Source organism: Ruficoccus amylovorans (assembly GCF_014230085.1).
GTDB classification, from domain to species: Bacteria; Verrucomicrobiota; Verrucomicrobiia; order Opitutales; family Cerasicoccaceae; genus Ruficoccus; species Ruficoccus amylovorans.
In genome coordinates this window covers 1-13,084 of the sequence record NZ_JACHVB010000040.1, presented here as the reverse complement: position 1 = coordinate 13,084, position 13,084 = coordinate 1, and the positions used below count along the sequence as shown (strand labels likewise).

Below are 13,084 nucleotides of genomic sequence, written 5' to 3'. Positions count from 1 at the left end.
TCCAACTGCTGCTTGCTGGCAATTTAACTTCACCTACAGTTACCCAAGAGAATTCATCTTGAGAAAGCTCCGAGGAATCAATTTCTCGCTCAAGCAAAGATCCCACTTCAGGATCCCAAACACCGCACATCAAAACACTCCCAGATCCAGTTAAATCCCCAAGTTTGACTCTTAACTGCAGAACATAAGTCTCGGTTGTACGATAGTCATCGATAGCCGAACGATCCCATTGAATCGACCAATTAGTTGACATACCTGGCTGATAAACAGCATAGCCGGAATCTGATAATGGCTCTTCAGTTAGACGGCAGGTTGCGGCTCCAACCTTAGGGAGTAATACATCCTTAATCTGAAGCTCAATGACACTAGGGGAACAATTTTCCTTACCGAACAGATTCATGCCGATTCTCCATTGAGTAAACTTTGTAGTCGTATCTGTTAAAGTTGGCTCAGCGAAACTCTTTATCTCGAATTTTTCGACATATTTCCGGAACTGATCCATGTCCTCGAGGTAAGCCTTTTTATCAGCCAAATTTGTTACACCATTCTCTAGACGTGCATACAGCAAGCAAGTTTCTTCACGCTCAACTTCTGCTAATAGAACAGGGTCATTAATGACTGCCGCTTTAGCCTGATCGATTAAAGCAAGCGCCTCATTGATAAATGCACGATCAAGATGCAACACAGCACCTTGGTTAGGCCTGTTAGAGCGGTGAAATGACTCCCATTCTTGATGTAATAATTGATTATACTTCCAGATCGAAGGGCCAGCGGCTCCATAATAACCAAAAGTAAAATCACGTAACAAATCATCCATTTCCAAAGTAGGGTCCCATGCCAACTTAGCCAATGCCCAATCCTTCATGGTTGCACGAGAACCACCTATACTAAGGAAGTTATCTTGGAAAAAGATACCAGAAATCCCCTGCTCCACCAAATATTTAAAGTTTTCTTCAATGACCTTGAAATTTGGAATCGGTGTTAGCCAATTAGCATTATCTCCAAAAGTATAGTCCCAGATGTGTATTTTGGCACCGATAGCACGCCATGATTCGAGAGCCTCTTGGAATTCTTCAGTTTCGGTAATATAAAAATATTTATTGTGCCAGACATGCCGATCTGTTGCCAACCAGATCAATGTATCCCCATCAGGGCGTATTGTTTTCGGCGGCATGAATGTCTGCAAATAAGCTAAGGTGCTTATCTGCACATCGGGGTATTTACGATGAATCAACTCAGCAACTTGATTCACAAAATTGATAAGCAACCCGGAATCATTCTCCTTTTCTGAAAATGCTAAACAGTCTTCGCAGCGGCACAGAACGCTTGATCCATCATTTTGCGAAATGCTGAACAAACGCGCATCAGGATCCGCATCAAGAATCTTAATTGCATTATCAGCAACAATCCGCAGCGCCTCTTCATTGCTCAAGCATATATTATTAAACTGCCTCTCCCCATTAATTAAAGCGAAATACTCAGGATGACTAGAGAGTAACTCTTTAGCTGGAGCCAATCGATAAAATGTATGAGCAAACAACTGTCTTCCTGGATAGCGAAGCATGCCTCCGTATGCCGAAGGAATCTCCAAAGACAAAGGATCCACCGCCGAACTGATCCGATTCATGATAGCCCAATCGGGATCCTGAGCCTCCACATGATATACATCACGCATCTCCAAAATCGGCGAATAAGACCGCGGAACAACCGATACCGTCAACTCTTCTTCATAAGGATAATAGGCAGGCACGAAGCGAGAATACCAGCGACACCCTAAGTCTTCTTCCAAAAATGCAATCACAGCATTAATGGGCCCCCGGCGTTCCCCTCCGGTAAAAAAAAGTGCATTACCAGAGGCCTGAAGCGCGTAGCCTTCTGCAGAAAGCTCAGGCACGAGAAGTCCACTAGCCTCCTTGAGTTTTGTATTTCCTACGCTTAAAACTGGCATCGACCTAAATTCCTCCGCATACAGGGGCTCAGGGATAATGTTAAAAGTGGCTCCGCTCATCGAATCGAGACCCTCCTTTAACATGTCAGCTGCTATTACTTCTTGGGGAGTCGGAAACTCAGGCAAAATAATCACGCCAAACGCTTTTTCATTTACTGCCAATTTAAACTCCACACTTTGCCCATTAGGTGCCAACGCATTTATTCGCTCAGACGCACAAGCAGTAAGAATACTAAAGGCGAACAGAAGAGGCATAAATTTATTTCCATTTATCATATTACTATCTTTTAATAAGTAGATCTTAAATCTTTAATCTTTAAAGAGTTATTCAAATCAGCAGCAGATACGCCATCCTTTGGCAGAAACTGGATGTTACGAGTTGCTCCAGACAAAAGCGTAAATCCGTTATCAACAAATCTACCCAGTTTAGAAGGCACGTCGATCCACACAAAAAAGGATGGAGCTAGGCTACTGATATTCAGCGACAAATCCTTTGGATTGATTGAAAATGTAAATTCAGAACTGGGCAGGGAGCAGCGTTTATATTCGGTAAAGAAAAAAGTATCCTCATGTTCAAAGTATTGTCCACCATCACCATAGCCTGCCATTGTTAAATGCAAGAAGTGCTTGTTCTTAGAAAAATTTAATTCGTCTTCAGTAATTTCCCGAATCACATTAGATTGGCAATGCCCCTGCAAACCTTCGGCCACGAACTCCTTAACCGGACATCCATTAAAGTCATAAACCGTTGCATCTATTTTAAAGCGAATTTCCATCGGCAGATCATTCACTAGATGGACCGTCAGTCCGCCAGAATCATCTGGCAAAGTCACAACCATAACAGGACTGTAGAATTTCTTTGCAAAATAATGCAACATTTTCCACTTCCCGCCATGATTCAAACTAGACCAACTGGCAGTAGGCCAACAATCATTCAACTGCCAGTATAAGGTTCCCATGCAGCGAGGGCGGCGCGTTCGCCAAAATTCAACCCCTATTTTGATCGCCAACGCTTGCTGGACTTGGCTGAGGTAGACGTAATCAACAAATCCGATCGGCATCCTAAAGTAGCGGGAAAGTGTAGTCACAATGGTTTTATTTCCATTCGCGCTGCGCTGTCTGGATTCCATGACCGGTGAATACACGTTTCGGTCGTCAACCTCAGTGAATTCTTCAATCAACTCCATATCTGGAAATGATTGAAATCCAAATTCTGAACAAAACCGGGGTTGCACCGTCCGGTAATGCTCTAGAGATACATCCTCGAACCAAACATCCCAAAAGTGCATATCACCACGAGAATCATCCTTCCAGTTATCATCAAACCGCAAAGGCCCGGCACATGGAGAACTCGGCCAGAATGTTCGCGAAGGGTCAGCCCGCTTAATGGCCTTTTCCAACGCGCAATTCACACGATCATAACCCGCTACATATGTATACGGCTGCTTGGTGATAGATTCAAACCACGGATGATTAAAATGGCCAATAAGCTCATTATTACCACACCATAAGCAAATTGAGGGATGACTCCGCAGGCGCTTTACCTGGTGTTCAGCCTCCTCAGCAATATCTTGAATGAAGGCATCGTCAAAAGGATGAAAATTGCACGCCAACATCATGTCATGCCAGACAAGCAAACCCAACTCATCACAACAATTATAGAAATAATCCCGCTCAAATTGCCCCCCGCCCCAGACACGAATCATATTCATGTTTGCATCAACAGAACTCTGTAATAAATCGCGGTAAACTTCATCAGTAATTTGTCCGGGCATTGCACTTGGAGGCACCCAGCAGGCTCCTTTTGAAAATACGTCAATTCCGTTAACACGGAAGTACATAGATTCACCTCCTTGATCCTGATCAGCTTGTCTGATTAATTCAATTTCCCGAATTCCCACACGACGGGAATCTGTCTGACCGTCAATCGTTACGGTTAAGGTATATAAATGCGGATCACCAAACCCCGAAGGGTACCATAGCTGGGGATTTTCAACTATAAACTGAGCCTCTGCTCTTTGTGATCCTACGACAAAGTCAACACTCTCTACAATTTTTTCACCATTAAACTCAAAGATAATCTCTTGGGCTCCGGCCTTAACGGCACTAAATTCTACGATAGCTGTAATTTGCGCAGAATTTTCACTTATAACCTGATCGGTATATATATAATCAATAACAGCAGCATTAGTTCCCACTAATTTTATATCATCGTAAACACCAGATGACACCAAGCATACCCCCCAATCCCAGCCGCCTTGACACTGTGGTTTACGTAAAAGATTCAAATAAGGAATCTTATTCATCAACGACACAGGTATGTCATATTCTTGCAACTGAGATAGTTCCTGCGCTACCGAGGGTGCATTTCTAAAATTGATTTCAATAGTGTTTCCCCCGGCAACAATAAAGTCCTTAGCATTAAAGCGATATCTCTTAAACATATTGCTGGTTCTGCCAACACATTTACCGTTGATTTTTATCTCAGAAATCAAGTCGACCATCGACAATTCCAAGTAAATCAGGTCGGACAAAAACAACTCGTCGGATATTTCAAAATCTCTCTTAAACATCCAATCAACATGCGCCACCCACTGAACATCATTTTCTTGCTCGCGATAATAGGGGTCGGAAATTGCTCCTTCGGCCAACAACGCTTGATATACATCCCCCGGCAGTGATGCACGAACTTCACTACTACCATCTGCAGCTGAAAGTCGCCAAACTCCATTTAATAATAACTTTTGCATAAAGACTCTTCTATTTTGCTAGTTAAATTAATTACCTACCTGAGACCTGAAGGTAAGAGCTTCATCCCACAATCGGACTGATGGTAAATCAATCAACAACATACTACATCTGTAGCCAATAAGTTAAATTATAAGGACACACAGCCATCATTATCGCACGCCAACTGCCTGCGACACCGTATCTATATTTTGACAATCGATTACTCCGCCCGGCATTGAATTAATTTTTATTTTAAAAAAGTGGCGCCCTTCGCCATATCGACTTCCAGATGAAACGTGGGCGATCGTCCCCCGAGGTACTTTAAGCTCGACATTCAAATGTGCACCCTCGCTTACCCAACGAATATAAATATTACCATGAGGCGTGGGAATTCGACCTTCTGCAGAGTTTAAACCCAAAGACCTTGGCTCGACTTTGAAGCTCTCGAAACCTGGGGTCAGAGGCTCAATACCCAGAATTACATTTTGAAGAAAAGCGATTGGACATGTCGCAAAACCATGGCACAAGCTGCCGTCGCCACCAAAAGCCTCTTTTCCACACTCGTGAATTCCAGCCTCCCAGATGGTTGGAGAGCCTGTCTTCACAATATTGCCCCAATATTTCCGAATTCGACCCAGTGCCTCAGCTTCTCGACCGCACATCTGCATCGCTTGAAAAACAAAGTAATGCAAATACAACTCTGGAATCAATATATCTGTATCACTTAGAGCGTCTTCAAAATACTTACGATTGTCTACGCTGGTTTCACCACTTAATAAGGCAAATGCATGCGCAAGTTGGCTGGAATGCGACGAGCGTCCATCATCATCGATCCAATCTGATAGAAGTTTTTCATCCTGTTTAAAGAAACACTCCTCTAAGTTGATTGAAGCCTTACTGATTCTTAATTTATATGCGGTATCGTCAACCTTTGCCGCTGATATTTCAGCCATTTCAAGCATGCTCTTCATCGCCATGACATATAAATAATTAAGCAATGAAGTTGTTTTCCCGTTTAAGGAGATATCGTTCAACTCGTAAGACCAATCAAAGAAGTTCCAATATCTTTCATCGGGTGAAACCAGGCCGCGATCATCTGTCCATCGACTGAAAGTTTCTAAAATAATAGTAATCTTTGGTAGCAACTCTCGAATTAGTTGCTTGTCGCCACTATGCATCAAATAGTCTTTCAGCATCAAAACTACAAACAGATTGGTTGGTACTAAAACTAAATGATCATAGCCATCCGGACAAGGACACACGCCAGCGAAAAGCTCCCCCTCACGCACCTCGGAGAATGCCATACGAAAAGCTCGACGATGCACTTCCGAAGCTCCAAACGCTTGCAACGACGTTTTGTTCTCGACAATCAAATCGTTAACCCAATACGCGCGTTCACGCCATGGACAATCTGTAAACACATCTGTAGTGCACGCTTCCAGCGTCTCACAACAGACGTCCCAAATACGATTAAGCAGCATATCGTCGCAATGAAAGGAACCACGTTTGACAAATGGATATCGATTCTCGATCGCACTGACTTTATGGATTTCGACTGTGGAGCCAAAGTTACGCAAGACGATCTGCACCATTTTGAACCCACGGTCGTAGACCGAACTACCAATAGTCTGGCGACCTTCGCGCAGCACATACCGATCGACGAAATGGTAGCTATCTTGACTGTGCTTGATCGCCAAGCGCTCATCTTTAACACTTTCATTATAGCAAACATCAACTACGGTGCCTTCCGGTGCCGTTAATTCAAGTTTGAATCGGCCCGCGATTTCCGCTTCAAAATTGAATATAATCGTAATACCGGAACCATCAGGTGCAGGCTCTATACGAGCATTGCCCTCTTGCCCACTGAGCACTGTGGCCAGACCTGTAATTCGCGATTCACTCGGAGTAGAATAGGCTTCCTGAAGCATCCATTCAGATATTTCAACTGCGCACAAGTCAGCAACCTCAGGAACGCTGGCAACCACAGGAATATCAACGGGAAAAATTATCCGTTCAATAAGCGCCGGAATCGACCGAGGCAATAGCTTCTTAGCGTACAGTTGACTCGATAAAGGGATTACCCAGGCAGGTTCCCAAGCCACAGAATCATCAGCAAGCGTCCAACCCAATGGCTCTAAGCGCATATCGCGCCATTCACTATGCCCGACTTGGATAGAATACGACTCAACGTCCCGGCGCCAGTCGTTCCCAATGCTCACTTCCCATGACGCATCCGTCGCAACAACGCCATCTATTTCCGCAATAAGCCCGGGTTGAACGGGTGCAGCAACAAATGTATCATAATTCATACACTGCACCAAAACGGCAATGACATTTCGCCCTGGTCTCAAATACGTAGCGACGTCGAGTGAATCGTAATAGTTATGCGTATGCGTTCCCCGGGCTGGCCCACGAGAGACCTCAAGACCATTTACAAATAGCAGATAATACGAATCGGCACAGAGATGCAGGACTGCCCTTTCTAAACGATCTGACAAATCAAATTGAGTCCGTGCTCGAAAATAAAAATTCTGAATATCCTCACTGTTGTGGGGAGCGATCCATCTCCCATTTTTATAAGGACTTTGTTCAAATGCGTCATACATAATTATAAAGTATTCTAGTAGTGAGAGTCACTTCGATCGCTAGATCTAGGGCATAATAGTCGGATTCCTCAGACTCTCTGAAGCTTACTTCCCGAATAGTATTCTACGCATGAGGGCTGAAGTTTTCACAGCATCACCGTCATTAATTGTTTGAGCAATGTCCTCTCGGCTTGAACACATCTTATTATCAAATGCCTTAAGCCAATTAATACTCTCAGCTATAGCTCCTGTAGCATCCTCACGATAAGGATACTGATCCATTGAGAACCAGCCATCGTAAGCGCATTTATCCAACCAATAAAGCATCTCAATATACTCCAGCGAGTGTACGGAGCCTGCGATCATATCATCATCCCATGATTTATAATTGTCATTGAAATGCATGTGAAATAGCTTATCGCCAGCCTGCCTTGCCAGTACGATAGACTCAGAAACGTTCTCACCTGCCATGAAGGCATGCCCCGTATCAATCGTGACACCTACATTATCCATACCAGTCTGTAAACAAACCAGCAAAGTATCAGCCATCCGTGCCATATAAGAATGCGTTCGAGGCTCTTTAGGCTTATACTCCAAGGCGAATTTCAGATAAGGGAATTCACCTGCTAATTGCGCAACGTTTTCAACTAGCCAATTACGCTCATCCAAGTAATTCCCTTGAAACAAGTAATCAAATCCATCTTGTCCAGGCCATAAATTGACGATGCGACAGTCCATCTCTTCAGCGATTCCACACATCGTCCGCAAGTAGCCCATTGCTTCCTGACGAACAGACGGATCTTTGGCTGAAATACTTCCAAAACGCCATATGGCTTCTGAAAAGAGATCAGGGATAATCGAGACACACTCAAAATTTAAATCATTGAGAGCTGACTTCATTTTTTTTACATTGTCGGGGCGAATGTCCCAAGTCCCAACAAGTTCGATACCAGAAATCCCATCAATTTTCCCAGCTTGTTTGAGCATCTCAATGGAAGATGGATTATCCTTATAACGACTGCAAAAACGGTCGCAAGTGTTACCAAGGTTACCAAGAATAGCTGAATATTTTCTCATTATAATTCCTTTTTTTTACTACGCCTAATTCAAGTTATGTATGCTAGCTAGGCTGCGTGGACAAATGGTAGCGATTGAGTTGCACAGTCAAAACTGGCAGATCAGGATGTCCCCACTCCTTTCGCCACGCTCGCACTGCCGCGACAAAGTCGCGCCGATACGTAAGGGCTGTTGCCGATTTAATCGCTTCATTTTCGCCCTGATACCAAAGATCCCTTTGACTCGACTGCCAGTTTGCTCCACCGCAGCGGCTAGTTGCTTAAATAAAGCGGCTGAATTCTCCCCAACTGGGCTCCAATCACTCAGCGGCGTGCCACCGACGGCGCTTTGAATCAAGCTAATCGGATAGTGCAGTCTCTTTCTTAAAATTCGGACGACCTCTAAATACGGAGAGTGTCCATTATTGGCCGCATCACCACTGACCACTTGCCGACTATCCGTTGTACCACTAAGCGGTTGGCTAGCAATACTCCAACGGTGATTATTCCCATACAAATGGAGGCCAGGCTCAAGACTTTCATGATAATACCTACGACCATAGCCTGCAGAATTACTCTGACCAGAGATTACCCAAAGATTACCTACGCCCAAAAAACGTCGTACATCACTACGCATGGACCATTCGCTTTCTTTTCGTCCGTCTTGCCACCAACGCGACTCCACCCGATATAGCCCGCCGGAAGGTACTTTTGATAACTCCAGTTTCCAAGTACGGGCTCCCGTCATTCGAGCAGGCTTCCATTCATGATACTGATTAACAGACAAACCGATCTCTTCTTCGACAATCCGAGCTTCACCCCTGCCATCAACTTCAGCCACAACAGGCACGTCACTCAAGTTGAGCATTACCAAATTACCAGCACCAATCTGCTCGATGGAAACAGCGAAAGCGGCCAGTTTAAATTTACCTGCTTCCGGTTGAGGCATAACAAACAGAAAGATACTGTCCGGCTCTAGTAAGGTGCAACTGCCCTGCAGTTGATACTCGCCCTGACCATCGGTGCTCACACCTTTTGTGTAGATGCCAAAAGTCTGTCCTCCTAGGTAGCGCAGTAGTTGCCCGAGCCTCTTATATTGATAGTCTAAAGGCAGATACTTTTTGCCTGATATATAGTATAGCTTAAGGCTAGCTTCGTCCCGAACAGGCAACGCCCACATTGTTGCCACGAAATTAGCTTGGATCATGGGTTCTTTCGCCTCTATTTCAGCTGCATGTAAACAAAAAGTAACCCCAGGCAGAAGTACCGCAATAAAGAGCCAGATAAATTTAGGAGTTCGGTTCATAAATAATAATTGGTCGCACATGATATGCTGCCCTGACTGATTTATATCTCATCCGCACTTAACCACTTAAGCTGATAACCTTAAATTTTCGACCCAACCGACCATTAATTGAGCCTACTGCCGGGAGATCTTCGGCAGCGATAGTGGGATCCATATAGTCAATACCTCTCTAAACAACCTCCTCTGCATAAGCAATTGCAATCGAGCTTCCATTAAAGTCTACACTCTTAGATTCTGAATTTGCATGTCTGTTAGTCGACGATAGCCACAAGCCGTGCCTGCATCTCCCGATTCGGGTTCGGCTTCGGCGATTAACTCACCGGCTGGATTTGAACACCGTGCGAAGAGTGAATCATCATTAGAAGTACCGTAGGGGACACCGCGATAAGCGGATAACAGCGCCATCCACGCATCGACAGAGGTCGATTTTACGCTAAAGCCGCCTATAAGCTCGATATGCTTTGCCGCTAAGTTAAAATTACGAAGCTCATTTATTGGAGCGGATATGTCCGTTTTGTATAGTGGATTTAACGTCTCCAGCCCACCGGATTGTGAAATTGCCAAGAAGAAGTACGAGTCAAAAATTTCGTCATTAATAAGATAGTAAAAATCCCAAAAATAAAGACTATCTCTTTTCATGACACCCCGCACAGAGCGGCGTCGAGTCTCATTCAAATTCACAAGGTAGGGATTGAGGAGCGTGCTCTCGTATGTTATCTGATTTGAATTACTCGAAGCAGTGATATCCGCCCGGCCCGTAACTCGCTGATCGGGCCCTGCGTATTTCTGTAATTCACAAAGGGCAACATTCAGGGCGAGCAATGCGTTCGCCTTCGCTTGATTACTCTGAATTTGCTGGGACGCGAGCGAACTTTCAACGCGGACCACGTGGCCTAATGTTGTGATGCTCAATAATAGCGCCAACACGAATGCCATCAAGGAGAGGGCAATGATCAAAGCGAATCCGGATTGGTTGGATCGTTCAATATCACTAGCGTATTTCAGCTGAGCAGAGCGGTGATGGGGCATCATTGGCTTGCGCATAAGTCTATTACTCGGTAATTTTCAAACGTAGGAACCTCAGACTGGCATCGCGAACCGGATCCTGAACCGTGATCCGCTCCACCGGGCTAATTCCCCCACCGTAAGGGACATTAGCACTGCTCCAGATCTCTGTCCATGATGTCAAGTCAGAGCTTACCTCAACTACGTAAGTTAGATTCGTCGCGAATCTCTCGCGACAAAATGAGAAGGTTGCGTGGCCATCAGCCATCTCAAGAACAGGATGAGTGCTTGCAGGGTTTAGATTCGACACACCTCCTTCAAGTTCACTCTCAGGAACCAGCTCAGCACATTCCAGTAAAAAGTAATCAGCAACAGAATCTTTAGCCGCACCGGCATAAATGGTCCAACTGCTGCTTGCTGGCAATTTAACTTCACCTACAGTTACCCAAGAGAATTCATCTTGAGAAAGCTCCGAGGAATCAATTTCTCGCTCAAGCAAAGATCCCACTTCAGGATCCCAAACACCGCACATCAAAACACTCCCAGATCCAGTTAAATCCCCAAGTTTGACTCTTAACTGCAGAACATAAGTCTCGGTTGTACGATAGTCATCGATAGCCGAACGATCCCATTGAATCGACCAATTAGTTGACATACCTGGCTGATAAACAGCATAGCCGGAATCTGATAATGGCTCTTCAGTTAGACGGCAGGTTGCGGCTCCAACCTTAGGGAGTAATACATCCTTAATCTGAAGCTCAATGACACTAGGGGAACAATTTTCCTTACCGAACAGATTCATGCCGATTCTCCATTGAGTAAACTTTGTAGTCGTATCTGTTAAAGTTGGCTCAGCGAAACTCTTTATCTCGAATTTTTCGACATATTTCCGGAACTGATCCATGTCCTCGAGGTAAGCCTTTTTATCAGCCAAATTTGTTACACCATTCTCTAGACGTGCATACAGCAAGCAAGTTTCTTCACGCTCAACTTCTGCTAATAGAACAGGGTCATTAATGACTGCCGCTTTAGCCTGATCGATTAAAGCAAGCGCCTCATTGATAAATGCACGATCAAGATGCAACACAGCACCTTGGTTAGGCCTGTTAGAGCGGTGAAATGACTCCCATTCTTGATGTAATAATTGATTATACTTCCAGATCGAAGGGCCAGCGGCTCCATAATAACCAAAAGTAAAATCACGTAACAAATCATCCATTTCCAAAGTAGGGTCCCATGCCAACTTAGCCAATGCCCAATCCTTCATGGTTGCACGAGAACCACCTATACTAAGGAAGTTATCTTGGAAAAAGATACCAGAAATCCCCTGCTCCACCAAATATTTAAAGTTTTCTTCAATGACCTTGAAATTTGGAATCGGTGTTAGCCAATTAGCATTATCTCCAAAAGTATAGTCCCAGATGTGTATTTTGGCACCGATAGCACGCCATGATTCGAGAGCCTCTTGGAATTCTTCAGTTTCGGTAATATAAAAATATTTATTGTGCCAGACATGCCGATCTGTTGCCAACCAGATCAATGTATCCCCATCAGGGCGTATTGTTTTCGGCGGCATGAATGTCTGCAAATAAGCTAAGGTGCTTATCTGCACATCGGGGTATTTACGATGAATCAACTCAGCAACTTGATTCACAAAATTGATAAGCAACCCGGAATCATTCTCCTTTTCTGAAAATGCTAAACAGTCTTCGCAGCGGCACAGAACGCTTGATCCATCATTTTGCGAAATGCTGAACAAACGCGCATCAGGATCCGCATCAAGAATCTTAATTGCATTATCAGCAACAATCCGCAGCGCCTCTTCATTGCTCAAGCATATATTATTAAACTGCCTCTCCCCATTAATTAAAGCGAAATACTCAGGATGACTAGAGAGTAACTCTTTAGCTGGAGCCAATCGATAAAATGTATGAGCAAACAACTGTCTTCCTGGATAGCGAAGCATGCCTCCGTATGCCGAAGGAATCTCCAAAGACAAAGGATCCACCGCCGAACTGATCCGATTCATGATAGCCCAATCGGGATCCTGAGCCTCCACATGATATACATCACGCATCTCCAAAATCGGCGAATAAGACCGCGGAACAACCGATACCGTCAACTCTTCTTCATAAGGATAATAGGCAGGCACGAAGCGAGAATACCAGCGACACCCTAAGTCTTCTTCCAAAAATGCAATCACAGCATTAATGGGCCCCCGGCGTTCCCCTCCGGTAAAAAAAAGTGCATTACCAGAGGCCTGAAGCGCGTAGCCTTCTGCAGAAAGCTCAGGCACGAGAAGTCCACTAGCCTCCTTGAGTTTTGTATTTCCTACGCTTAAAACTGGCATCGACCTAAATTCCTCCGCATACAGGGGCTCAGGGATAATGTTAAAAGTGGCTCCGCTCATCGAATCGAGACCCTCCTTTAACATGTCAGCTGCTATTACTTCTTG

General features: G+C 44.5%; 6 protein-coding genes and 1 pseudogene. All 7 read right to left on the bottom strand.

Annotated elements, in window-relative coordinates; translation table 11 throughout:
• A partial coding sequence (locus H5P28_RS14305; RefSeq protein WP_185676396.1) for a DUF4838 domain-containing protein occupies window positions 1–2,203 on the bottom strand: 2,203 nt, incomplete at its 3' end.
• Window positions 2,204–2,235: 32 nt separating this feature from the next.
• A complete protein-coding gene (locus H5P28_RS14300) occupies window positions 2,236–4,698 on the bottom strand; it encodes a beta-mannosidase (RefSeq protein WP_185676395.1) in 2,463 nt (820 codons plus the stop codon).
• Between the two features lie 150 nt (window positions 4,699–4,848).
• Window positions 4,849–7,284: an alpha-L-rhamnosidase-related protein gene (locus H5P28_RS14295; RefSeq protein ID WP_185676394.1), complete on the bottom strand. Its 2,436-nt coding sequence runs from the start codon at window positions 7,282–7,284 to the stop codon at window positions 4,849–4,851.
• Between the two features lie 84 nt (window positions 7,285–7,368).
• Window positions 7,369–8,340: a sugar phosphate isomerase/epimerase family protein gene (locus H5P28_RS14290; protein ID WP_185676393.1), complete on the bottom strand. Its 972-nt coding sequence runs from the start codon at window positions 8,338–8,340 to the stop codon at window positions 7,369–7,371.
• Window positions 8,341–8,383: 43 nt separating this feature from the next.
• A pseudogene (locus H5P28_RS20140) lies at window positions 8,384–8,955 on the bottom strand (sialate O-acetylesterase).
• 888 nt (window positions 8,956–9,843) lie between these two features.
• Window positions 9,844–10,668: a hypothetical protein gene (locus H5P28_RS14280; protein ID WP_185676391.1), complete on the bottom strand. Its 825-nt coding sequence runs from the start codon at window positions 10,666–10,668 to the stop codon at window positions 9,844–9,846.
• A gap of 7 nt (window positions 10,669–10,675) precedes the next feature.
• Window positions 10,676–13,084 (bottom strand): DUF4838 domain-containing protein (locus tag H5P28_RS14275; RefSeq protein WP_221773435.1); only part of this gene is annotated, 2,409 nt, incomplete at its 5' end.